Genomic DNA, 22,637 nt, shown 5'->3' on the forward strand with positions numbered 1-22,637 from the left:
ATTCTCGGTTAGGTTTGGCGAACGCCGAACAAGGGATACCGTGGATGAAAACGTCGAGATTCAGCGAACAACAGATCGCGTTCATTCTCAAGCAGGCTGAGGACGGAACGACCGTTGAGGAGGTTTGCCGAAAGGCGGGCATCTCAGTTCAGACTTATTACCGATGGCGGAGCAAATATGGCGGCTTGATGCCGTCGGAGATGAAGCGGCTGAAGCAACTGGAGGAGGAAAATGTCCGCCTCAAGCGCCTCGTGGCGAATCTGAGCCTGGACAAGGAGATGCTGCAGGATGTCATCCGCCGAAAAATGTAAGGCCTGATCGAGCTCGGGAAATCGTCAGCTATCTGCGGGCGAGTTACCAGGTGAGCGAACGGCGGGCCTGCAGCGCGTTTCCGATCAATCGATCGACCCAGCGCTACCAGTCACGTCGCCTCGATCAGGCCGGCCTCAAGATGAAGATCAGGGAGCTGGCCGCGACCCGTGTTCGCTACGGGTATCGGCGGATCCATGTGCTGTTGCGGAGAGAAGGATGGGAGATCAACCACAAGCGCACGCATCGCCTATACCGCGAGATGGGCCTGCAACTGCGCAACAAGACGCCCAAGCGCAAGGTGAAGGCGAAGCTGCGGGATGACCGTACGGCGGCTTCAGCACCCAACGAATGCTGGTCGATGGACTTCCTGTCGGACCAGCTCTTCGACGGTCGTAGAATCCGTGTGCTGTCGATCATCGACAACTTCAGCCGGGTGTCGCCGGCACTCGATGTAAAGATGAGTTACCGCGGTGCCGATGTCGTCGAAACCCTTGAGCGGGTTGCGGTCACGCATGGGCGGCCGAAGCGCATTCGTCTGGACAATGGGCCGGAGTTTATCTCGAAAGACCTCGACCTATGGGCTTGGAGCCATGGCGTAGTCCTCGACTTCAGCCGCCCAGACAAGCCGACGGACAACGCGTTTGCCGAGTCCTTTAACGGCCGCGTCCGGGCCGAATGTCTCAACGCATTCTGGTTCTTGAGCTTGGACGATGCTCGGGTAAAATGTGAGGCGTGGCGGGTCGACTACAACGAGGTCCGTCCGCACAGCTCCCTCGGCAACCAGACCCCGATGGAGCACGCTTTTGCATCAGGGCAGGCATGCCTGCCCTGATGCAAAAGCAGCCGGCTTTTCTCACAAAGGCCGGACCAGTGTTGGGGTGAGGGTCAACGCCATTCGGCGCCTCCTTTGAACCTATCGAAATCGGCCAGTCGTTCGCCAAACCGCTAGCGATGGTGAATGGACAACCTTGGGGCTTAATCGAATGTCGGCTTCAGAACCACGGACACAACAAAGCTGTCGTTGGCACTCTCCCCGTCCAATTTTTGAACTCGCCGCTAGACTTCGCTTGCTCTCCGACAGGTGAAAACACCTTGTTTCCGTATCTACCAAATCGATAGCAGGCCAGAGCGTATAGCTGGTCGGCTCAGCATTTGAAACAAAGCCCCAAACCCTGAGGTAAACCCAATTACCAAGCCGTTGCCCCCGCATCGATGGAAATATCGGCCCCTGTGACGTATCTAGCCTCGGCGCTGGCGAGCCAGCACGCGGCCCATGCGATATCCTCGGGCTCACCAAGGTACTTGAGCATACTCTTGGCCAGGACCTGCTCCTCGAAAGCCGGATCAGCGGCGAGATGGCGGGCAGTGGCAGCCGTCCTGATGAATCCCGGCGCGATCGTGTTGGCGCGAATGCCGTGCGGGGCGCCCTCCATCGCCAGTTGCCGCGTCATCGCCAGAACCCCGCCCTTGCCCGCGCAGTGCGCCAGCGCCGGTGAGCCTTCCAGCGCATGGTGCGCATTGGCCGAGGCGAAGTTGATGACGCTGGCCGAGCCGCTCGCGCTGAGCCAGGGCCAGGCCGCGCGGGTGGCGAGGAAGACGATGTCGAGCTCGCCGGTCAGCGTCTTCTTCCAGTCGGCGTAGGACAGTTCCTCGATCCAGCCGAACATGGCGAAAGCAGCGGCGTTGACCAGCACGTCGATGCGGCCATGCTCCGCGCCGATGCCGACGAACAGCGCCTGCGTCTGCGCTTCGTCGGTGAGGTCGCAGGCCTCGTCGGCGCCGGACAGGTCGACGCCGATCACCGTCGCGCCCTCCTGCCGGAAGATCCTGGCGACGCCCTCGCCAATGCCGTTGCCCGCTCCGGTGACGACCGCCACGCGGCCCTTAAGGCGCTCAGCCATGGACCATCTCCAGCTTGTGCTTTCCATGCATGCGCGAGGCGATCAGGGCGATGACCACCCCGCCCAGCGCCGCGACCGAAAGCGTCATGAACGCGCCCAGCAACCCGCCGGTACGCTGTCCGGTGAACGTCACCACCAGCGGCGAGAGGAACTGGCCCAAAGCAAAGGCCGATTGCCAGAACCCGGTGCCGCGTCCGCGGTTCTCGAACGAGAGGGTCGACATCGACCACACCAGCAGCGTCGGCAGCAGCAGGCCCGCGCCGATCTGGTTGACGAAGCACCCGACCAGGAAGCCCGGCACATTGCCCGCCCTGCCCATCAGCGCGAAGCCCAGCGAGAGCAGCGCGAACTCGACCAGCAACAGCCGCCCGACGGGCCACTTCGGCCCGATCCGTGAATAGAGGAACGTGCCCAGCGGCACCCCGATCGAGGCGATCGACGTCAGGAACCCGCGTTCCGCCGGGCTGGCCAGCCCCAGCGCGGCAAGCCCGCTCGGCGCCTGGATCTGCACGGTATAGAAAAACACCGAACCATAGATCGTAATGAGCACGATCATCGCCATCTTTGCCCAGGGAAAGCCCGCCCACGAAAGATTGCGCGGCGGCGCATCGGCTTTGTCATCGGGTTGGGCGGCACTTGCCGGTTCCCCCGACTGCTCCCACGTGTATTTGGAAACCAGCGCGAACATGACCAGTGCCGAGGCATAGGCCCAGAACGGCGTGCGCCAGCCGCTCTCGCCCATTGCGCCGCCAAGGTTGAAGAACAGCAGCGCCGACATCGAGGCGAAGGCGGTCTGTGCCGCCAGCCAGCGATCGCGCGCAGCGCCCTTGTAGTAGTCGCCGATCATCGTGGTCGAGAGCACGTAGATCAGCGCCTCGGCAATACCCACCCCCACCCGTGAGATCAGGATAGAGGTAAGGTCGTGCAGAAACACCGGCAGGACCCCGACCGCGGCATAGAGCAGGAACGAGAACAGCAGCAGACGGCGGCGCCCGAAGTAGTCGCCCATGATCCCGGCCACCGGGCACAGCAGGGCCACGCAGAGCGAGGGCAGCGTCAGGATCATCGGCACCCAGTATTCGTGGTTCGGCACCGCGGAAAACTCGGCCATCAGGTCCGGCACGATCGGCGTCAACAGCACGATGGCCATCGTCGTCAACGTGATCGGTAACAGCAGCGACAGGCCGGTCATGAACCGGGCTTGGTGGTGGCGGGTCATTCTCTCCCTTTCGTCGGTCGTTTTCGACCTGATACAAAGCGCTCTTCAACTGCCGTCGGTAATCAGCGTACCTCCATCGACCACCAGGTTGTGCCCGGTGACGAAAGCACCGGCATCCGATGCGAGGAACACGGCTGCGCCTGCCACCTCCTGCGGTGTGCCGGGACGGCGCAGCGGCGTCATTGCCATGCGGCGCTCCATGAAGGCTTCATCCGCCAACAGCGGACCGGACAACTCGGTAGCGATGAAGCCGGGCGAGATCGCATTGACGCGCACCCCGTGCGGGCCCCACTCCACCGCCAGATTGCGCGCCAGTTGCGCGACACCCGCCTTGGCGAGCGCATAGGCGTTGATTCGCCCATTGCCCCTCAGGCCCGACAGGCTGGAGACCAGGACAACAGCCCCGCCCCCGCGCTCCGCGATTTTCGGCAGGGCGAGGTTGCAGAGCGCGACCTGGCTGGTGAGGTTGATCGCCATGACACGGGCATAGTCAGCCATGTCGAAATCGGCGAATGGCCCCGCCTTGCCCGTAATCCCGGCATTGCAGACCAGCACGTCCAGCCCGCCGAATTCCGCCACCGCGCGATCCGCCAAGGCTGCCAGCGCCGCGCCATCGGTCACATCGCAAGGCTGGCCCGGCATCCCGAGTTCGGCGGCGACGCGTGCGGTGTCCTCCGCATCCTCGCTGGAGATCACCACGCGCGCGCCTTGGGCGATCAGCCCCTCGGCAATCGCACGTCCGATCCCGCGCGTGGAGCCGGTGACGATGGTGCTTTTGCCGGAGAGGCCGAACATCAGGCCTTCCCTGCGGCCGCGTTGTAGACGGGATCGACCTGCTCGGGCTTGGCCTCGTCCAGTGGCACGCCGTTGTGGAGATAGGCCGGCGCCTCGATCAGGATGAAGGCGATCCGGCAGACCGCATCGCTGGTGTTGCGCCAGAGGTGGTTGGTGCCGCGCTGGACGATGATCCCGCCTTCGCGCACGATGGTCTTGCGACCGTCTTCCAGCTCCAACTCGATCTCGCCCTTCATCACCACGCCGTAGTCGATCGAGTTGGTGCGATGCATCGGGCTCTGCTTGGCCGGCAGCATATCCACCACGCGGATCACCGATCCGCCTTCGAGCGTGGTACCGGTGGGGCGTTCGCGCCCTTCGGTCTCGTCGTTATTGTCGGCAGGGACAGTGGCCGTGGTCCAGATCGTCAGGAACGAGGCATCGCCCGAGGGGATCATTTTCGTGGGCGTCACGTCTTCTGAGCGGAACACCGCGCGCCCATCCGCATCGTGCCCAGTGACGACGCGCTGGATCGGCGGGAGGCCGGAATCGGAAAGAACTTCACTCATGCCTTTACGACCTTCTGTTCGATGACGCCAAACGGCGCATGGCCATCGGCAAGAGTTCCCTGCATCCGCACCGTGTCGCCGAACCGCATGAATTCGGTGCGGGGCTCTCCGAAATCGACCAGTTCGATACCGCGCCGCTCGGCGATGCAGGAGGAGCCGATCTCGCGGTAGTTTGCGTTGGAGACGGTGCCCGATCCGATCACCGTGCCCGCCACCAGATCGCGCGTGGCGCAGGCGTGGGCGACCAGTTCGTGGAAGCCATGGCCCATCGGTTCGCCATTGGCGGCGCCGAAGCGCTGGCCGTTCCAATCGACCAGCAGATCCATGCAGACGCGGCCACCCCGCCACTGCTCGCCCAGTTCTTCCGGCGTGACCGCGAAGGGCGCCATCGAACACGGCGGCTTGGCCTGAACCCAGCCGAACCCGGTCTTCATCTCCGGCCCGGCCAACTTGCGCAGCGACCAGTCGTTGATCTGCACGATCAGGCGGATGTGCTTCATGCAGTCCTGCGCCGAAGTCCCCATCGGCACGGCATCGACGATCACGCCGAACTCGCCCTCGAAATCGATGCCGTTCTCTTCGGTGAGGAAGCGCACATCCTCGGCCGGACCGTAGAACTTGTCGGAAGTACCCTGATACATCAGCGGCTTACCGGTCTTTACCGGCACCACGCCCAGCGCCTTGTCCATCAGTTCGCCGTGGCAGGCGAAAGCGGAGCCATCGAGCCACTGCCACGCACGCGGCAGCGGAGCGCGCAGCAGCGCGGCATCCAGCGCTTCGGGAAATTCCGAAACCTCGGCCAGCACGGGCGCGACGAAGGCCCAGCTTTCCATCGCCTGTTGCAGTGTATCCACCGGCGCGAGCGCGTAACGATCGCCCTCGGGCGAAACGACGACGAGGCGCCCGTCGGGGGTGCCGTCATCGAGAGTGGCGAGGCGCATTGTTGCTTGTTCTCCCAAGAATGCTTTGTCCTTGAGAACCGGGCTAGCGAAGCCCCCCTGCGGCAACAACGGCATAGGATCGATAGCAAGCCATCGATAACATGCGATGGTCCCCGCTCGCTCCCCGGCGCTAGGTCCGATGAAAATCACGTCACACCGGATCGGGAGAATATCATGGCCACCTGGCTGAAGCGCGGCGCCACTGCCGAGGCGAAGGCAGACGCAGACCGCAAGGTTCGCGACATCGTCGAGGCGGCGCTCGCCGATATCGAGAAGCGCGGCGACGACGCGGTGCGCGACATGTCCATCAAGTTCGACGGCTGGGACCGTGACGACTATCGCCTTAGCCAAGCCGAAATCGACGCCTGCGTCGACAGCCTGACCCCGCAGGAACGCAAGGACATCGAGTTCGCGCAGGCGCAAGTGAAGAACTTCGCGCAAATCCAGCGCGATTCGATGAAGGACGTAGAGGTTGAGACGCTGCCCGGCGTCGTGCTTGGCCACAAGAACATCCCGCTGAGTTCAGCCGGTTGCTATGTGCCCGGCGGCAAGTATCCGCTGCTCGCTTCCGCGCACATGTCGGTGATCACCGCCAAGGTCGCGGGCGTGAAGCGCGTCGTGACTTGCGCCCCGCCGTTTCAGGGCCAACCGGCACGCGCCATCGTCGCCGCGCAGGCCATGGCCGGGGCCGATGCGATCTATGCGCTGGGCGGCATTCAGGCCGTCGGCGCCATGGCGATCGGCACGCAAAGCATCGATCCGGTCGATATCCTCGTCGGCCCCGGCAATGCTTTCGTCACCGAAGCCAAGCGCCAGCTTTTCGGCCGTGTCGGCATCGACCTGTTCGCCGGCCCGACCGAAACCCTGATCATTGCCGATGAGATCGGCTGCGACCCTGAAATCGCCGCCACCGACATCCTCGGGCAAGTCGAGCACGGCCCGGACAGCCCCGGCGTGCTGCTGACCAATTCCGAGAAGTTCGCCCGCGCCACGATGGCCGAGATCGAGCGCCTGCTCCAGATCCTCCCAACCGCCGACCATGCCCGCAAGGCCTGGGAAAACTTCGGCGAAGTGATCGTGGCCGACAGCTACGAGGAGATGGTCAAGGTCGCCGACGAGATCGCCAGCGAGCACGTGCAGGTGATGACCGCCGATCCGGACTATTTCCTGAGCAACATGACCAACTACGGCGCGCTGTTCCTCGGCAATCGTACCAATGTCAGCTTCGGTGACAAGGTGATCGGCACCAACCACACGCTGCCCACGAAGAAGTCCGCGCGCTACACGGGCGGCCTGTGGGTCGGAAAGTTCCTGAAGACCTGCACTTACCAGCGCGTCACCACCGATGAGGCTTCGGCTTTGATCGGCGAATATTGCTCGCGCCTCTGTGCGCTGGAGGGCTTCGCAGGCCACGGCGAGCAGGCGAATATCCGCGTACGCCGCTTCGGCGGGCGCAACGTGCCCTATGCCGGGCAGGCCGAACCGACGCCCGAAACGGCGGCCTGACCATGGCGATCCCGCAGACGCCGAGCCTGCGTCTTGACGGGCGGCGGGCTCTGGTGACCGGTGCGGGCCGGGGCATCGGCCTCGCCGCCGCCGCCGCGCTGGCGGCAGCGGGCGCGGAGGTCACGCTCGTCGCCCGTACCTCCGCGGAGATCGACGCGGCTGCCGCGGAAATCGGTAACGGTGCTCGCGCCGCAACGCTCGATGTTTCGGACCTCGGTGCCGTTACCACATTCTTCGCGGACCGCGCACCGTTCCACGTCCTCGTCAACAATGCCGGAACCAACCGCCCCAAGCCGATGTGGGAGGTGAGCGAGGACGATTACGACGCCGTGCTCGACCTCAATCTCAAGTCCGCCTTCTTCGTGGCGCAGGCTTGCGTGAAGCGGATGATCGATACCGGCACGCAGGGCAGCCTGATCCACATGGGCAGCCAGATGGGGCACGTGGGCGGGCCGAACCGCTCGCTCTACTGCGCCAGCAAGTGGGCGCTGGAGGGCATGAACAAAGCCATGGCGCTGGACCTTGCCCCCCATGGCATCCGATCCAACACCATCGCGCCCACCTTCATCGAAACCCCGCTGACCAAACCGTTCTTCGAAGACAATGCCTTCAAGGCCAGCGTGCTTTCGAAGATCAAGCTCGGCCGGATCGGTCAGGTGGAGGATCTGATGGGCGCGGTGCTGTTCCTCGCCTCCGACGCTTCCGCGCTGATGACCGGCACCAGCCTTGTCGTCGATGGCGGCTGGACCGCCGAATAATCATCTGAAAATCGCAGGATAGAACATGTTCGAACCGTTCCCCGGAAACTACGTCTGGAACCTCGCCACCAATCTCGCGCTCGCCTGCGGCGGCAATTATGGCGAGATCGACGAGGCCAACCGCCCGATCATGGAAGCCAGCAAGGCCGGCGCCGATGCCGGTTCCGCGCAGATGTTCGACAGCTGGATCGCCGTAGCCGATCAGGTCACGGCCAACGCGGAAGGCGACGAGGCTGCGGGCTACCTGCTCTCCGCCGGGACCAAGTACTTGCGCGCTTCCGGCTACTACCTCGCTGCCGAACGGATGCAGAGCCGCGACTATGCCCCGCGCTGGGCGGCCTACGACAATGGACTGGAACTGTTCCACAAGGGCGCGAAGCTGCGTGGGCTGCATGTCGACAAAGTGGAGATTCCCTACGAGGACGGGGCGTATACCGCCATTTTCGTCCACGACGGTTCGGGCACGCCGCGCCCCACGCTGGTCTCGGTCAACGGGCTCGATTCGATGAAGGAGCAGGTCTGCATGGCGGGCCATGGCCTGTCGAATCTGGAGCGCGGGATGAACACCCTCTTCGTCGATCAGCCCGGCACCGGCGAGGCGATCCGCAAGCGCGGCCTTCCGGCCGTATTCGACGGTGAGCGCTGGGGCACGCCAGCGCTGGAATACCTGCTGACACGCAGCGACGTGATCCATGACCGGATCGGTATTTTCGGCCTCTCCTTCGGCGGCTACCACGCGCCGCGCATCGCCGCCAACGAGCCGCGCTTTGCACTCTGCGCGGTGATGGGCGCGAACCACGTATGGGGCCGTCGCCAGCGCGAGCGCCTGGCCAACGAGGGCGAGAACCCGGTGCCGCACTATTGGGACCACGTCATGTGGGTCTTCGGGATCGAAGACCGTGACGCTTTCCTGGCTTACGCCGATCAGATCACGCTCGACGGGCAAGTCGAGAAGATCCGCGTGCCCTTCCTGATCACCCATGGCGAGAACGACCGCCAGATCCCCGCCTTCAACGCGCAGCTCAGCTACGATCAAGCCGTGAACAGCCCCAAGCGCACGCTCCGCGTCTTCACCAAGAAGGATTTCGAAGTAGAGCATTGCGGCGCCGACAACGGCACCGGAATGCGCGACTATATCGCCGACTGGTGCGCCGAAACTTTCGCGGAAATGGGCTGAGCGAGATGGCCGAATTCACCTTCCACCACGGCGGTGTTTCCGTCCCCAGCCTTGACGAGGCAATCGACTGGTACGGCCGTGTGCTGGGGTTCGAGGTCGAGAAGAAGTTCTATATTGAGGCGGCGAAGTCCCACACGGCGATGCTCCGCAAGGGCCCACTGCGGTTCGAGATCTTCGAGGTGGAGGGCGCCGCCGCCCTCCCCGAAGACCGCCGCTTCCCCCCGCGCGACCTCAAGACCCACGGCAACAAGCACGTCGCCTTCCGGGTGGAAGACCTCGAAGTCTTCCTGACGGAGATGGAGGAGAAGCAAGCGGACGTGGCCTTCGTGGTCCGCGAAGCCTTCGGCAAGGGCTGCTTTATACGAGACTGTGCGGGCAACCTGATCGAATTCGTCGAGGAGCCGAACCTGTGATCCACGAAGTGGCCACCCTCACCATCGACCCGGCCCGCGCTCTCGATTTCGAAGCTGCGGTTGCCGAGGCTCGCCCGCATTTCGAGGCGGCAGGGGGCTTCATCTCCTTCGCGCTGCATCGTTCGGTCGAAAACCCGGCGCGCTATCACCTGATCGTCGGCTGGGAGAGCGTGGAGGCTCACATGGTCGACTTTCGCGAGGCCGAAGGTTTTCAGAAATGGCGCGCGCTGGCGGGGCCGTTCTTCATCGAAACGCCTTCGGTGGAGCACTTCACCCAGACCATCTGACAGGAACCGGACTGTATAAATGGAAAAGGAGGCATCCTGACGACGCCTCCTTCTTTGATTCAGATCGCGTGTTCGTCGTCCTCGGTCAGTTCGCTCAGCTTGCCCTCGGCGGGTTGCTTGCCCGGTTTCTGCTTGCGGTACGGTTCGAAGCTGGCGCGATCGGCATCGAAAGTCATGTCCCACGGGATGTCGTCGCCCCGGAAGATCGGCGGAGCATTGTTCGACCACAGCAGCGAGCCGAAGCGGAAGTCCCAGGCGCGTGGCACCCAGTTCTCGTCGAGATAGTCGGTATCGGCGTGATACTCGGCCTCGCCCGCCTTGCCCGGCATGTCGCAGTAGTAATAGATCGCGCTGGAAATGCGGTGACGCGAGATACCGCCGGAGCTGTTCATGCTCTCGTTCTTCCAGCCCTTCGCCTCCATGATGTTGGCGCCGAGCATGACTTCGTCGATATCGTCCATGCCGAAGGCGATATGCATGAACTTGAAATGGTCGGGCGCGATGGGAAGGTCGCAGTTCACCCAGAAGATCGAGTGATGCTCGTAGGTGCCGCCCGCACGTGAGAAGATGCCCACGCCCTTAGAATGATCGACATAGTGGAAGCCGAAGTGGCGTTCGTAGAACTCGAAGCTGCCGACGTAATCGTGCGAGAAGAACACCACGTGGTTGATCGTCTTGGGCACTGCCTTGCGGCGCCAGATGCGATGCTGGTTGAAGCGCGGATGGCTCGCGGGCGTGTTGACCTGGCTCGCTTCGGAACGGAACGCCCGCTTGGCCCAGACGCGCAGGGCGATCGGCTGGCCATCCGGGCAGACCGCGTGGACGGTGCCGTCGGCATCCCGCGTCACTACCACTTCAGATGCGAGGCTGGCGGCGATTGTCTCAAGGTTCTCGGCAGTATCGACACCCCAGACGGTTTCCTTGAGGCCGTCTCCGGGAAACGGGTCGGGGTTCGGCAGGCGGGCATCGCCGTGGCGCAGCACGATCAGCCGACTGCCCGAGGCTAGGCGGAATACGGCCTCGTCCTCGCCCACGCTTTCCACCGGCAGGCCGAAATCGCTCCAGAACCTTGTGTGCTCGGCCACATCGGCCACGCCGAACAGGACGCTCTCAACTCCCAGAATGCTCATGCTTATCTCTATCCTGACTGCTTGAGCTTTCCTTATGAAGCGCCGCGCCGTCTCCGAAAAACGCATGGAATCGGATCGCAGCTATCGAGTGCGCCGATTGACCTTCCCTGTCCTGCTCCGCTTCACTTGCTCTTGCGGAACAGAAGACTGATCAGAAACAGGATCGTCTTGGCGTCCAGCAGTTTGAGCGCCGCGCGCGCCTCCTCCGGCGTCACTTTGGCGACCATCGGCATCGCGCCGAATATCTTGCCGCGAATGACCAGATTGTCGCCATCCCGCTCGATCCGGCGCACCGCCATCAGTTCCTTGTCCTGCGCGTCGAGGATGCGCATCACGGGGGTCTTCTTCTTGTCCGCCATCACACACGCTTCCCGCAAACCTTGTCGAATTCGATATCGAGGTCGTCCATCATCTGGATCGCCGTCGCCCGGCCCGCGCCGAACACGCCGCCGCCGGGGTGCATGAACGGCCCGACGAGGTAGAGCCCGTCGATCTGCGGCACCCGATACGATCCAAGGTCCGGCGTCGGCCGGTGCCCGACGGACTGGTAGAAGAACGGCGCGCAGCCGTGGATGTCCCCTTTCAGGAAGCTGGCCGGGCTGTCCCGCTCGTGATCGACGGGGGAGCGGATCAGGCGCCCGGTGATGTTGTCGTCATCGAGGTTCGCGTAGAACTTGCGGTACTGCGCCAGCGCCTTGTCGGCGATCTCCTCCTTGCGTTCATCCCAGGACGCCGGACCGCCGGGCCATAGGTCGTAAGGCGCGAAGTTCACGCCGTAGAACACGCCCGCGCCTTCCGGAGCGCGGCTGGGATCGAAGATCGTGTTGTCCCCGCCCGCGATCAGCCGTTCGGACACTTCGCCGCGCCGCAGCTTGTCGTACTCCAGCAGCATGTCGCGCATGGTGTAGAAGTCCATCAGCTCGGTCATCATGGCATTGGTTTCGTTGCCGACCTTCAAGCGCAGCCGCTCCTTCAGGGTGAGGTGCGTGAGGTTGATCGAGAAGGTGGACTGGGTGACCCGCTCCGCCCGCTGAAGCACCGGCTCGGGCGTTTCAGCCACGAACTTGCGCAGGACATGCGGGTGGATCGCGCCGATCACGCCGTCTTTCGCGGTGAAGGTCTCGCCATCCACCAGTTCGAGGCCCGTCGCTTTCCCACCCGAAACGATCACCCGGCGCACTTCGGCATTGCAGCGCACTTCGCCGCCAAAGTGCTCGATGGCGCGGACCAGCGCGTGGGAAAGCTGGCCGGAGCCGCCCTTGGGCATCGAGCAGCCATAGGCATGGATGATCCCCGGCATCAGGAAAGCGCCCATGCCGGTGCCCAGCTCGTCGGGCATCTGCAGGTTTTCGGTGACCATGCGCACGATGTGGATGCGCAAGAGGTCGCTTTCGAAATACTGGTTCACCACGTCCAGCGCCGAGCGCTGCATTACGTCGAGCAGGAAGCGCCCTTCGTCGGACTGGTCCATCATCGCCACGAAGCCGCCCATCGGGAACGGCGGCGCATAGAGACCGGACATGAACATCGGCAGCGCCGCCATCGATGCGCTGGCGAACTTGCGATAGGCCTCTGCGTCCTTGGGCGAGAAGGCAGCGATTTCCTTGCAAGTGCGGTCCAGATCGCGCCAGGAGCGCACCATCGTCCCGTCTTCCCAGATCGAGGCGTGGGGCAATTCGGGATAGATGTATTCCAGCCCAAACTTGCCGAACAGGCCCAGCTCGTCCTCGCGCAGCATCGGGTTGCCCTGAATCATGATGTGCACGTTGGAATGCTCATCATGCCAGAAGCCGGGCTGGATCAGTTCGCGCGTGGAAACGCCGCCGCCGTAATGGGGCTTGCGCTCCAGCACGATCACCTTCTTGCCCGCCTTGGCCATGTAGGCGGCGGCGACGAGGCCGTTGTGGCCCCCGCCCATGACGACGACGTCGTACTGGCTCATGCATGCTCTCCCGAAAAGAAGGCCCGGAACCGTGCGATTCCGGGAACGTGGCTGGCGCAGCCGCCATCGGCGACAAGCACTTGCCCGGTAATGTTGCGTGCCGCGTCGGAGGCGAGGAAGGCCACTGCCTCGGCAATGTCCTCCGGCGCGCCGAGGCGGTCGCGCAGGGTTTCGTCCTCTACCGCCTGTCGCAGCGCGGCCGGGAAAGCCTCGCGCAGCGCCGGGGTCATCGTCATGCCGGGGGCGACGGCGTTGCAGCGCACGCCGTGAATGCCGTGGCTGGCGGCGATGGCGCGGGTCATCTGGATCACCGCCGCCTTGGACGAGGAATAGGCGACCTGAATCATGTGGCCCTGCAGCGCCAGATTGCTGACGGTGTTGACGATATTGCCGCCGCTTGTCCGCAAGTGCGGCAGGGCGGCGCGGCAGGCGATCATCGTGCCGCGCACGTTCACCGCGTAAGTCCGGTCCCAAAGCGCGGTGGCCATATGCTCCACATCGCCGTCGGCCTGCGCGATATCGGGGCCGAGAAGTGCCGCGTTGTTGTGCAGAACATCGATCCGCCCGTAGTGCGCGAGGGTACGCGCGATCATCGCCTCTATCGATCCTTCCTGCTCCAGATCGAGGGGAACCGCGATGGCATCGGGCAATGTCGCGACCAGTTCCTCGGCGGCGGAAAGGGCAATGTCGGCGATCACCACCTTCGCCCCGCGTGCGGTGAGCAGCCGGGCCGTGGCGCCGCCGATCCCACCGGCACCGCCGGTGATAATGGCAACTTTGCCATCCATTCTCGTCGCATCTGCGACCATCTCTCTCTCCCGGAATTGACCTTGTTTGATCCGGGCATAAAGTGGCCGCAGATGGATGGAAGACGGCACTTTTTTGTGCCCTTTGCGGGGTAGTTCGTGGATCCGCTGGACCTGCCGGGGCTCCGCGCCCTGGCCAATGAGATGACCCGTTACGGCCATGAGCGCGAGGCACCCGCGCGCGCGGTCATGGCCATGCTGGGCGACCGCTGGACCACGCTGATCCTGCTGGTGCTGGGCGAGGGCGAAATGCGCCATGCCGACCTCAAGCGCGTGGTCGCGCAGCTATCGTCCGAGCAGGCGATTTCGCAGCGAGTGCTGACGCTGAAACTGCGCGCGCTGGAGCGCTACGGCTTCGTGCTGCGCAGCGTCAGCGCGGATGTTCCACCGAAGGTCGCCTACCGGTTGTCAGGGTTGGGCGAGGATCTGTTTGCCAAAGCGCGCGGGATGATCGACTGGATCAACGCGCGCTCGGACTCGATTCACGAGGCGCGCGAGCGTTACGACCGCGAACATGGGCACGACGGCGAGTTCGGCTGACTCGCCATCCGCTGTACTTTAGGCCAGCCCTACCCAATCCACCTTTGCCAAAATCACTCCGTCGCCCTCGCGAAAGCGAGGGCCTCGCTTGCTTCTGCAACCTCTCGTGTGCCGCAAGATAAGCGGGATCCCCGCCTTCGCGGGGATGACGAATGAAGTTTGGCGGGAGGTTGTGCGATGCTGAAGCGAGGAACGCCCCTCGTCAAAGCGGCTTGTTGTTCATCCGAAAAGCATATTCGATCCGCTCGCGCTCGTTGTCCTCGCGTTGGGTCGGATCGATAGGCACGACATTACCTGCGCTGCCGCTACGCCGGGCGACCGCTTCCAGCTTCTCCACCACCCAGCGCAGCCCAGCGTCGTTGGTGTTGGAGATGTGCCACTGGATCGCCTCGCGGATCGGCGGGAAGCTGAAGGGCATCTCGCGCATGACCAGCGGCAGGTCACGCACGAAGATCTCGGCCATGCGGCGGTGGACGGTGGCGATGCGGTTGCTGTGCGTCACCAGGCCGACGATCGAGAGGAAGCTGGGCGCCACCACTTCCACCCGGCGCTGCTGCTTTTGTCGCCGCATAAACCAGTCGTCGAACGCGGGCACGCGGGCCTTGCCGAAGCGCGCGGTGACGTGGCCGAGTTCGAAGTACAGTTCGCGCGTCATCGGCCCGGCCAGCGCCGGATTCCCCTCCCAGCCAAGCACCACGTAGTCGTCCTCGAACAGGATCTGGCTGGGGTGGTCGGTGGAGATGGCGTAGTCGATGGTCAGGAGCAGATCGATATACCCGCGTTCGAGGGATTCGACCGGGGTTTCGTGCATCGGCTGGATTTCGAAGCGGATGCCGGGGGCCTCGCGCGAAATCTCGGCAATGGCTTCGGCCAGCAGGACCTGCGTCGAATAGTCGGAAGCCATGATGCGGATCTGGCGTTCGGCCGTGGCCGGATCGAACGGCGGCGCGACAGTGATGGTGGAGCGGATCTGCTCCAGCACCGCGCGCACCGGTTCGATCAGTTCCTCAGCCCGGGCGGTGAGGATCATGTGGCGCCCCTTCACCACCAGCAGCTCGTCCCCGAAGTATTCGCGCAGGCGCCCCAGCGCGCTGGATGTGGCCGATTGCGAGAGGCACAGCTTGTCCGCCGCCAGCGACACGCTGCGCTCGGTCAGCAGCGCATCGAGTGCCACCAGAAGATTGAGATCGAGTCGACCGAACCGCATTGCCATCTCCCTTGCGCTCCTTACGAAAGGGTTCGCAGGGCGCTTCGGGCGAGCATAGCAAGATCGCCGTCATGCGCAAAACCCGCCTTTTCCGCCGCCGGAGTCGAGAGCGGCGGCTGCGCGGCAAAGGCCGCCTCCAGCGCGGCATTGGGCTCGTAGCTGACCAGATCGGCCGAGACGCCGCACTGGCGCGCAATCTCTGCCGCCAGATCACCCATCGTCACGCGCAGCGCGGGCAAAGTCACTGCGCGGGTCGGCGGCAGCAGCGCGGTGTCGAGCGTCAGGGCATGAACGAAGTTGCGGGCCACGCATTCCAGCGATTCCGCCCAGATCGTGCCCGCAGCCGAGACCGGGCACGTGAACGCCTCGCCCGCCTTCAACGCGTGGAACAGGTTCGACATGAAGGCGGACTTCATGCCCGAAGGCCCCTTGGGCCGCGCGAGGATGCCAGGCAGGCGCACCGTCACGCCGTCGATCAACCCGCGATTGGAGAACAGGGCCACGGCATGTTCCATCATCGCCTTGTGCCCGCCGTAGATCATCCTGGGCGAGAGCGGCGTGGCGTCGTCCACCTCGGCGGGCAGCGGATCGCCGTAGACCGCGATGGAACTGGCATAAGCTACACGCAGGCCCGGCGTGAGCGCGCTCGCTTCCAGCAGCAGGTCGTACATGGCATCCACATTGATCCGGCGTGAGGCCGCCGGATCGGCTTCCGCCGCACCGCCGGGGACGGTGGCGAGATGGACCAGCGCGTCGCAGCCCTTCCCCAGAGCCTCGGCCCGGACCGAAGCCGCGCCCAGATCGCCTTCGACCGCGCGCGCGCCGGCGGGAATGCCCCCGGCATGGCTGTCGATCCCGATAACTTCATGCCCCGCATCCAGCAGGCCATGGACGAGTTGCCGACCGACGAAACCGCCGGCGCCGGTCACGAGCACTTTCACATCGATCTCCCTAATATCGGTCGGAATAGGCCTTGCGCACGTCTTCGGAATATCCATGGACGCGGTAAGGCAGCATCTGGGCGTTCCAGCCGTCCCACAGGCCTTTCAGTTCGGCCAGTTTTGCCGGTTCCGCTGCCGCACGCTCGGCACGTTCGTGTCCATCCTCGGCGAGGTTGTAGAGGTGCTCCTTCCCGCCGATCTTCACGTATTTCCAGTCGCCCTGCCGCACCGCTGCCTGCTCGTTCGCCTTGAAGCGCCAGAACAGTGTGCGCGGCACCGATGCGGCTTTCCCGGTTAGCTGGGAAGAGAGGTCCACCCCGTCGAACTTGCCCGCCTTGGCGACATTGCCGCCCGCCATCGTCAGGAAAGTCGGCAGGAAATCCATCGAGGCCATGACCTGATCGGAAAGCGTGCCCGGCGCGATGTGCCCCGGCCAGCGTATCAGGATCGGCACGCGGATGCCGCCTTCCAGCACTTCGCCCTTGTGGCCGATGAAGGGCCAAGTTTCGGAAAAGCGCTCGCCGCCGTTGTCGCTGGTAAAGACGACGATGGTATTCTGCGCCTTCCCGGTGCGCTCCAGCGCCGCCAGCACTTTGGCGACGTTCTGGTCCATCGCCTCCACCATTTCCTTGTACTTGCCGAGGTTGCCGCCTTCGTAGTGGAAGGAATTGGGCAGCGTCTTTGCCGCCGCCGCATCCTCGCGCCCTTCCCAGGGCCAGTGGGGGGCGTTGAAGTGGAGCGAGAGGAAGAACGGCTTGTCGCCCGCGCTCTCGATAGTCCGGACCGCCTCGTCCCCGAACAAGTCGGTGAGGTAGCCCTCACGCTGTTCGGGCGCGTTGTTCTGCGCAAGGCCGATGCCGACGTCCTTGCCGCCCACCACCATGTGATGCCGGAAATAGTCCGCAGCCCCTTCGACCACGCCGAGGAACTCGTCGTATCCGTGCTGCAGCGGGCCATGCTCGGGCGGTTCGCCCAGATGCCACTTGCCGATCAGCTTGGTGTGATAGCCCTGATCGCGCAGTACCGAGGCGATGGTCGGCCGGTCCAGCGGCACGCCGATATGCGGCGGCGCGCCGGGGCCGAGCGGTTCCTCGATACCGATGGCGAAGCGCTGGGCATAGCAGCCGGTCAGCAACGCCGTCCGCGTGGGCGAGCAGATCGGCGTGCTGGCATAGCCCTGCGTCAGCCGCACGCCATCGCGGCCGAGGCTGTCGATCGCGGGCGTGCGGATTGCGTGCGAGCCGGTGGCGGAAAGGTCCGCATACCCGAGGTCGTCGGCCATGATGTAGACGATATTGGGCCGGGTTGGAGGGGGAGCCGGGCGGGCAAGCGCCCTGCCCGGCCCCGAAAGCGCGACGAATGCGGTCGTCGCGCCCAGCCACCCCAGCACTCTGCGACGGTCCTGCAGCACCCCCATGCCGTCAGAATTCCGCCGAGAGACGCAGGCCATACGTACGCGGCGCGGTGTAGCGCGCCACCGCGAAGCCGATGGGCGAAGATTGCGGCGTCGCGATCCGGCGCTTGTTCTCGATATTCTGGATGAAGCCGCCGATGGAAAGGCCACCGTCGGACAAGCGCACCGCCAGATTGGCGTCGGTCAGCCAGTACGAACGGATCTTCTCGAAATCGAGATATTCGAACGCGCCATATTGCGAGGACCGCCACGAGGTGTTGACCCCGCCGACCAGCTCGTACTTGTCGCTGAGCGGCACGATCTGCTCCACGCCCAGATTCACCGTCCATTTCGGCGAATAGAGCAGCGGACGGCCCGAGCAGTCGAAGGCCAGGATCGGGGTGACGCCGTCGCTGAGGTAGCTGCCGGTCTGGCTGGACGGACAGTTGATGTTGTTGCGCGGCGACGCGGTGGTGAGCGTCAGTTGCTTGTACTCGGTATCGAGGTATTGGACCTTGGCCGAGAGCGTGGTGTTGTGCATCGGCTTGGCCATGAAATCGACGTCGAAGCCCTTGATGTCCGCCTTGCCCGCGTTGTCGATCGTGTTGATCAGCACCGAATCCGGCGAGACGGTGAAGTAGTTGATCTGCTGGTCCTTGTACTTCCAGTAGAACGCCTCGACGTTGAGCTGGATCTTGTTGTTGAAGAAGCGGTTCTTCGATCCGATCGTGTAGGCGGTGATGAATTCCGGCTTGTAGCTCGGATTGCCTTCCGAAAGCTGGAAGCCGCCCGCGCGGTAGCCGCTCTCGACCGTGGCATAGAGCAGCGAATCCGGCGCCACGTCGTACTCGGCGCCCGCCTTCCACGTCACCCGGCTGTAGCTCCCGGATTCGACCACCGGGTAATAGGTCTTCTGGATGATGCCGACGCCGTTGGTCAGATTGTAGAACTGGGCATTGGGCTCGTCGGTGCTGTTTGCGGCGATGAAGCCGTTGGAAATCAGCCAGTTCACCGTATCGCCGGTGGAGGTGAAGTTCGGGAAGTGCGGCAGCGCGCCCGGATTGGCGCAGCCTGCCGCGAACGAGGCGGGCGGCGTCGTCGGCGGCAACCCGCCGCAATAGACGATGAAGTTGTTGATGATGCCGTCGATCGACTTGTGGTCATGCGTGTAACGCAAGCCGCCGATCAGGCGGAACTGGTCGGTCAGGTGTGCGGTCAGCTGGCCGAAGGCGGCATAGGATTCGGTCTTGTGGGTATAGTGCTGGATCGGCAGCACGAATTCCTGATTGTACTCGCCGGTGTTCTGGATCTTCTCGTTGAAATAGAAGCCGCCGATCACGTAGTCGAACATCCCGACTTTGCCCGCCAGACGCGCTTCGAGGCTGGCCTGGCGGTCATGCTCGTCGGTGTAGGCGGTGTTGAACGCGGGGCCGTAAAAGAAGCTGGTCGCATCGGCCTTGCGATAGGCAGGCAGCACCGTCAGCGTGCCGATGCCGGTATCGAGCGTGACTTCGGCATTCACGCCCCAGTAAGTGTTGTCGGTCATCTGCTGCTTGTTCATCGCATCGAGGAAGCCGAACCCCGGCGCGCCCAGCGAGGTCTGGCGGAAGGCATTGGCGGCATCGGTATTGAAGCCCTCCGACTTGCCGAGGCCCGATGCGGTGAAAGTGAAGCCCGTCGCCCCGGGCGTGAACGAGCCGATATAGCTGCCGCCCGCGCCGACACCGCCAACGTGGGTGTAGTCGCCGCCCACCCGCACGCTCAGCGTGTCGGTCGGCTCCCAGAGAAGCTGGGCACGCAGGCCGCTGCGGTCGAGATCGTCGCTGCCGTCCTTGTTATAACCGTCATGGTACTGGCGGGTCCCGGCCACACGGAGCGCCGCGTTCTGACCGATGGCGAGGTTGGCATAACCCTCGACGCTCACCGCATCGTAGTTGCCAGCAGAAAGCGTGAAGCCGCCCTTGTTTTGACCCAGTTGCGGGCGGTTGGGGATGATGTTGACCGCGCCGCCGGTGGCATTGCGGCCATAGAGGATGCCCTGCGGGCCCTTCAGCACTTCGACGCGAGCAAGGTCGTAGAAGGCAGCACCGAACGCGCCCGCTGCACGGCCCAGCACGACGCCGTCATAGCTCGGCGTCACAGCCGGGTCGTTGTAACTCGAATTGGTCACGTTGCCGACACCGCGCAGGAAGATCGAGGTGTTCGAACCGCCGCCATTGGTGACGGTCAGTGCGGGAACGACCTTGTTCAGCGCATCGGCCTGGGTGACACCCGACTGGATCAGATCCTCGCCGCCCACCGCATCGATGGCGATGCCCGCCCGCTGCATCGATTCCGAGCGGCGCTGCGCGGTCACGATGATATCGCCGATGCCGCTGTTGTCGGTACTGGTCTGCGGCGCCGAAACGGTATCCTGCGCCATGGCCGGTGTCGTCAGAGCGATGGCAGACAGACAGACGGATTCCAGAAGCCCTTTGCGCACGATTATCCTCCCAAATATGCTGTGTTCTTGGCATCGGGCTACCCAAGCCACGCCCCCGCGTCACACCGATTGTATCGATAGCGACGCATCCACAGTTCGGATTTGTCTGCTGCCGCCGCCTCGCTAGTCCTGATGGCATGACATGGGAGAGCATCAGCAGCATCGCCACGGCACTTGTCGTGGGCGGAGGGATCGGCGGCATGGCCACGGCCATCAGCCTTGCGGAGCGCGGCGTCAGGGTGGACCTGATCGACCTCGATCCGGACTGGCGGGTCTACGGTGCCGGCATAACCATCACCGGGCCGACCTTGCGCGCCTACCGGCGGCTCGGCCTGCTGGACGAGATCAAGCAGGCGGGCGCGATCACCAACAAGACGCGGCTGTACCGCTACGACGGCTCGCTCATGCAGGTGCTCGACGAGCCGGTGATCGAGGAAGGCCTGCCCGCCACCGGTGGCATCATGCGCCCGGTGCTGCACCGGATCATGCAGAACCGCGTGAAGGCGCTGCAAATCCCAGTGCGCCTTGGCGTGACCGTAACCGCACTCGAAAGCGACGATCAGGGTGTCGACGCGACTTTTTCCGATGGTTCCACCGGCCGCTACGATCTGGTGATCGGCGCCGACAGCGTTTCTTCCGCCGTGCGCGAACTCGCCTTCCCGCACATGGCCCCCGCCCAGCCGACCGGACAGGGCTGCTGGCGCATCTCGATCCGCAAGCCGCCCGGCCTCAGCGAGAGCGAATTCTTCCTCGGGCTCGACACCCCCTGCGGGATCACGCCCTGTGCGCCGGACAACGTCTATATGTGGATGCTGACCCGCCATGAGGAGCGCGAACGCTTCATGGATGAGGAGGAACTCTACACCACGCTGAAGGAACTGCTCGCGCCGTTCGGCGGCAATGCCGGCTGGATTCGCGATACCATGACGCGTCAGGACTGGATCAACTACCGCCCGCTGGCCGCCGCCTTGCAGCCGCGTCCGTGGTCGAGCGGGCGGGTTGTGCTGCTGGGCGATGCCGTCCATGCGACGACGCCGCACCTTGCCTCGGGCGCGGGCATGGCGGTGGAAAGCGCCATCGTGCTGGCCGAGGAACTCGCCGCCGCCGACACGGTGGGACAGGCTCTCATCGCCTATGAAGAGCGCCGCTTCGACCGCTGCCGCTTCATCATCGAGAGCAGCATCGGCATCGGCCGCCTGCAAATGGACCACCGCCCGCCGCAGGAACATGCGGCGCTGCTGGAAACCGCATTGGCCCGCCTGAACGAGCCATTCTGATAACAAAAAGAAAGCCGGGAAATTCCCGCCTTCTTCGTTTCACCATAATTTCCGTTGCACAAGGCGCCCGCGCCAACGGCGCGAGGGATATTGCCCCCGATGACATAATCCACTTCGGCATTAGGATCAGGATCTATTGAATTTCTTGCCGATCAGATAATTGGTTGATTTAATGGCGGCATAAAAAGGAGCCGCCGTGAGTGATCTGATCTGGTTGTGGGAGGCGCAGATGCATCGGATCGAGCCATATTTTCCGCTGTCGCACGGCGTGCCGCGGATGGATGATCCTCGGATCATCAGCGGTATCATCTTCGTCATCGGGAACGGCTTGCAATGGCGTGATGCGGCCGCCGACTATAGTCCGCCCAAGACGACCTATAATCGTTTCACCCGGTCGAGCCAGCTCGGGGTGTTCAACGAGATCTTTTCCACCCTTTCTGCGGAAGGCGGCAACCCCGACCAATTGATGATCGATGCGACGCATATGAAGGCACACCGGACAGCCGCCAGTCTGCTCGAAAAGGGGCTGTTTCAGACCTGAACTCGAAGCTCCATGCCGTGTGCGATGGCAAGGGCCGGCCACCGGTCATGCTGCCGAGCGAGGACCAGATGAGCGACTACAAGGGAACCGCCCTGAAGCTCGACGCTTTGCCCCACGCCAAAGCCCTGCTCGGTGAACTAGGCTATGACGCCGATTGGTTCCGCAAGGCGCTCGCCGAACGCAACATCGCGGCCTGCATCCCCTCAATGACCAACTGGAAGGTCCCGATCCCGCACGACTTGATGCTATATCGCCAGCGCCACAAGATCGAGAACATGTTCGGCAGGCTCAAGGACTGGCGACGCATCCATACCCGCTACCATCGATGCCCCACACATTCATGCCCGACATCTGCATCGCCGCAACCGTCATCCTCTGGATCAATCAATGGACCCTGATCTTAATTAAAACTTCGCCCTAATCCCGGTCATTCAAGATCGCAAAGGGTCTGCCCGTAAGCAGCCAACAGAGGTGGCCTGGTAAAACTGGACAGAGGGTTAAGTGGATTTTCTGCCTGACGG

At 63.8% G+C, this 22,637-nt stretch carries 21 protein-coding genes and 1 pseudogene; 9 read left to right on the forward strand and 13 right to left on the reverse strand.

The window, feature by feature from the left end; genetic code table 11:
• Positions 1–44 precede the first annotated feature (44 nt).
• Positions 45–1,144 (forward strand): IS3 family transposase gene (locus V7066_RS22080; RefSeq protein ID WP_442947361.1). Its coding sequence is split into 2 segments (ribosomal slippage): positions 45–300 and positions 300–1,144, totalling 1,101 coding nucleotides; the frame shifts between segments, so codons are not numbered across the junction.
• Between the two features lie 355 nt (positions 1,145–1,499).
• Here V7066_RS22080 and V7066_RS22085 read toward each other — a convergent pair.
• Genes V7066_RS22085 through V7066_RS22105 form a run of 5 tightly spaced genes read right to left on the reverse strand, consistent with a single transcriptional unit; the run spans position 1,500 to position 5,716 of the window.
• Positions 1,500–2,213 (reverse strand): SDR family NAD(P)-dependent oxidoreductase, encoded by a 714-nt coding sequence (locus V7066_RS22085; RefSeq protein ID WP_334185146.1) that lies wholly within the window; start codon positions 2,211–2,213, stop codon positions 1,500–1,502.
• Positions 2,206–3,432, reverse strand: a complete 1,227-nt coding sequence (locus tag V7066_RS22090; RefSeq protein ID WP_334185147.1) for an MFS transporter — start codon at positions 3,430–3,432, stop codon at positions 2,206–2,208. Before V7066_RS22090 ends, V7066_RS22085 begins: the two co-directional genes overlap by 8 nt.
• 45 nt (positions 3,433–3,477) lie before the next feature.
• On the reverse strand, positions 3,478–4,227 hold the full coding sequence (locus tag V7066_RS22095; RefSeq protein WP_334185148.1) for an SDR family NAD(P)-dependent oxidoreductase: 750 nt from the start codon (positions 4,225–4,227) through the stop codon (positions 3,478–3,480).
• On the reverse strand, positions 4,227–4,775 hold the full coding sequence (locus V7066_RS22100; protein ID WP_334185149.1) for a cupin domain-containing protein: 549 nt from the start codon (positions 4,773–4,775) through the stop codon (positions 4,227–4,229). The genes V7066_RS22095 and V7066_RS22100 overlap by 1 nt, the downstream gene beginning before the upstream one ends.
• On the reverse strand, positions 4,772–5,716 hold the full coding sequence (locus tag V7066_RS22105) for a fumarylacetoacetate hydrolase family protein (RefSeq protein ID WP_334185150.1): 945 nt from the start codon (positions 5,714–5,716) through the stop codon (positions 4,772–4,774). The genes V7066_RS22100 and V7066_RS22105 overlap by 4 nt, the downstream gene beginning before the upstream one ends.
• Positions 5,717–5,890: 174 nt before the next feature.
• Here V7066_RS22105 and hisD point away from each other — a divergent pair, with 174 nt between their 5' ends.
• Genes hisD through V7066_RS22130 form a run of 5 tightly spaced genes read left to right on the forward strand, consistent with a single transcriptional unit; the run spans position 5,891 to position 9,857 of the window.
• Positions 5,891–7,222 carry a histidinol dehydrogenase gene (gene hisD, locus V7066_RS22110; protein ID WP_334185151.1) on the forward strand — a complete coding sequence of 444 codons (1,332 nt, stop codon included), beginning with the start codon at positions 5,891–5,893 and terminating at the stop codon, positions 7,220–7,222.
• A gap of 2 nt (positions 7,223–7,224) precedes the next feature.
• On the forward strand, positions 7,225–7,980 hold the full coding sequence (locus tag V7066_RS22115; RefSeq protein ID WP_334185152.1) for an SDR family NAD(P)-dependent oxidoreductase: 756 nt from the start codon (positions 7,225–7,227) through the stop codon (positions 7,978–7,980).
• 25 nt (positions 7,981–8,005) lie between these two features.
• Complete coding sequence (locus V7066_RS22120; protein ID WP_334185153.1) at positions 8,006–9,157, forward strand: alpha/beta hydrolase; 1,152 nt, start codon at positions 8,006–8,008, stop codon at positions 9,155–9,157.
• 5 nt (positions 9,158–9,162) lie between these two features.
• Positions 9,163–9,570 carry a VOC family protein gene (locus V7066_RS22125; protein ID WP_334185154.1) on the forward strand — a complete coding sequence of 136 codons (408 nt, stop codon included), beginning with the start codon at positions 9,163–9,165 and terminating at the stop codon, positions 9,568–9,570.
• Positions 9,567–9,857: an antibiotic biosynthesis monooxygenase family protein gene (locus tag V7066_RS22130; protein ID WP_334185155.1), complete on the forward strand. Its 291-nt coding sequence runs from the start codon at positions 9,567–9,569 to the stop codon at positions 9,855–9,857. The genes V7066_RS22125 and V7066_RS22130 overlap by 4 nt, the downstream gene beginning before the upstream one ends.
• Before the next feature lie 59 nt (positions 9,858–9,916).
• On the opposite strand, the gene V7066_RS22135 is transcribed toward V7066_RS22130, so the two are convergent.
• From V7066_RS22135 to V7066_RS22150, 4 genes are all read right to left on the reverse strand, one after another.
• Positions 9,917–10,987, reverse strand: a complete 1,071-nt coding sequence (locus V7066_RS22135; RefSeq protein ID WP_334185156.1) for a VOC family protein — start codon at positions 10,985–10,987, stop codon at positions 9,917–9,919.
• A gap of 122 nt (positions 10,988–11,109) precedes the next feature.
• Complete coding sequence (locus tag V7066_RS22140; RefSeq protein WP_334185157.1) at positions 11,110–11,346, reverse strand: hypothetical protein; 237 nt, start codon at positions 11,344–11,346, stop codon at positions 11,110–11,112.
• The gene (locus V7066_RS22145) at positions 11,346–12,929 is read right to left on the reverse strand and encodes a phytoene desaturase family protein (RefSeq protein ID WP_334185158.1); all 1,584 of its coding nucleotides are present in this window, start codon (positions 12,927–12,929) and stop codon (positions 11,346–11,348) included. Before V7066_RS22145 ends, V7066_RS22140 begins: the two co-directional genes overlap by 1 nt.
• On the reverse strand, positions 12,926–13,717 hold the full coding sequence (locus V7066_RS22150; RefSeq protein ID WP_334185159.1) for an SDR family NAD(P)-dependent oxidoreductase: 792 nt from the start codon (positions 13,715–13,717) through the stop codon (positions 12,926–12,928). Before V7066_RS22150 ends, V7066_RS22145 begins: the two co-directional genes overlap by 4 nt.
• Before the next feature lie 117 nt (positions 13,718–13,834).
• On the opposite strand from V7066_RS22150, the gene V7066_RS22155 reads away from it, so the two are divergent.
• Entirely contained in the window at positions 13,835–14,275 is a 441-nt protein-coding gene (locus tag V7066_RS22155; RefSeq protein ID WP_334185160.1) for a winged helix-turn-helix transcriptional regulator, read from the forward strand.
• A gap of 202 nt (positions 14,276–14,477) precedes the next feature.
• On the opposite strand, the gene V7066_RS22160 is transcribed toward V7066_RS22155, so the two are convergent.
• From V7066_RS22160 to V7066_RS22175, 4 genes are read right to left on the reverse strand one after another with little or no spacing between them, the layout of a single operon-like run.
• Complete coding sequence (locus tag V7066_RS22160; RefSeq protein WP_334185161.1) at positions 14,478–15,482, reverse strand: LysR family transcriptional regulator; 1,005 nt, start codon at positions 15,480–15,482, stop codon at positions 14,478–14,480.
• Positions 15,483–15,502: 20 nt separating this feature from the next.
• On the reverse strand, positions 15,503–16,423 hold the full coding sequence (locus tag V7066_RS22165) for an NAD-dependent epimerase/dehydratase family protein (protein ID WP_334185162.1): 921 nt from the start codon (positions 16,421–16,423) through the stop codon (positions 15,503–15,505).
• A 10-nt stretch (positions 16,424–16,433) separates the two neighbouring features.
• On the reverse strand, positions 16,434–17,840 hold the full coding sequence (locus V7066_RS22170; RefSeq protein WP_334185163.1) for a sulfatase-like hydrolase/transferase: 1,407 nt from the start codon (positions 17,838–17,840) through the stop codon (positions 16,434–16,436).
• Between the two features lie 4 nt (positions 17,841–17,844).
• On the reverse strand, positions 17,845–20,298 hold the full coding sequence (locus V7066_RS22175; RefSeq protein ID WP_334185164.1) for a TonB-dependent receptor: 2,454 nt from the start codon (positions 20,296–20,298) through the stop codon (positions 17,845–17,847).
• Between the two features lie 137 nt (positions 20,299–20,435).
• Between V7066_RS22175 and V7066_RS22180 the strand changes: the two genes are divergently transcribed.
• Entirely contained in the window at positions 20,436–21,575 is a 1,140-nt protein-coding gene (locus tag V7066_RS22180) for an FAD-dependent monooxygenase (protein WP_334185165.1), read from the forward strand.
• Between the two features lie 196 nt (positions 21,576–21,771).
• Positions 21,772–22,537: pseudogene (locus V7066_RS22185) on the forward strand (IS5 family transposase).
• Positions 22,538–22,637 lie beyond the last annotated feature (100 nt).

The sequence above is a fragment of the Novosphingobium sp. genome (genome assembly GCF_036820275.1).
Taxonomy (GTDB): Bacteria; Pseudomonadota; Alphaproteobacteria; order Sphingomonadales; family Sphingomonadaceae; genus Novosphingobium.

Bases quoted from the DNA above. Each gene is read 5' to 3' on its own strand.
- V7066_RS22140 (WP_334185157.1), bottom strand. From the start codon at position 11,346: ATGGCGGACAAGAAGAAGACCCCCGTGATGCGCATCCTCGACGCGCAG.
- V7066_RS22160 (WP_334185161.1), bottom strand. From the start codon at position 15,482: ATGCGGTTCGGTCGACTCGATCTCAATCTTCTGGTGGCACTCGATGCG.
- V7066_RS22125 (WP_334185154.1), top strand. From the start codon at position 9,163: ATGGCCGAATTCACCTTCCACCACGGCGGTGTTTCCGTCCCCAGCCTT.
- V7066_RS22100 (WP_334185149.1), bottom strand. From the start codon at position 4,775: ATGAGTGAAGTTCTTTCCGATTCCGGCCTCCCGCCGATCCAGCGCGTC.
- V7066_RS22180 (WP_334185165.1), top strand. From the start codon at position 20,436: ATGACATGGGAGAGCATCAGCAGCATCGCCACGGCACTTGTCGTGGGC.
- V7066_RS22090 (WP_334185147.1), bottom strand. From the start codon at position 3,432: ATGACCCGCCACCACCAAGCCCGGTTCATGACCGGCCTGTCGCTGCTG.
- V7066_RS22085 (WP_334185146.1), bottom strand. From the start codon at position 2,213: ATGGCTGAGCGCCTTAAGGGCCGCGTGGCGGTCGTCACCGGAGCGGGC.
- V7066_RS22145 (WP_334185158.1), bottom strand. From the start codon at position 12,929: ATGAGCCAGTACGACGTCGTCGTCATGGGCGGGGGCCACAACGGCCTC.
- V7066_RS22170 (WP_334185163.1), bottom strand. From the start codon at position 17,840: ATGGGGGTGCTGCAGGACCGTCGCAGAGTGCTGGGGTGGCTGGGCGCG.
- hisD (WP_334185151.1), top strand. From the start codon at position 5,891: ATGGCCACCTGGCTGAAGCGCGGCGCCACTGCCGAGGCGAAGGCAGAC.
- V7066_RS22115 (WP_334185152.1), top strand. From the start codon at position 7,225: ATGGCGATCCCGCAGACGCCGAGCCTGCGTCTTGACGGGCGGCGGGCT.
- V7066_RS22150 (WP_334185159.1), bottom strand. From the start codon at position 13,717: ATGGATGGCAAAGTTGCCATTATCACCGGCGGTGCCGGTGGGATCGGC.
- V7066_RS22135 (WP_334185156.1), bottom strand. From the start codon at position 10,987: ATGAGCATTCTGGGAGTTGAGAGCGTCCTGTTCGGCGTGGCCGATGTG.
- V7066_RS22105 (WP_334185150.1), bottom strand. From the start codon at position 5,716: ATGCGCCTCGCCACTCTCGATGACGGCACCCCCGACGGGCGCCTCGTC.
- V7066_RS22095 (WP_334185148.1), bottom strand. From the start codon at position 4,227: ATGTTCGGCCTCTCCGGCAAAAGCACCATCGTCACCGGCTCCACGCGC.
- V7066_RS22120 (WP_334185153.1), top strand. From the start codon at position 8,006: ATGTTCGAACCGTTCCCCGGAAACTACGTCTGGAACCTCGCCACCAAT.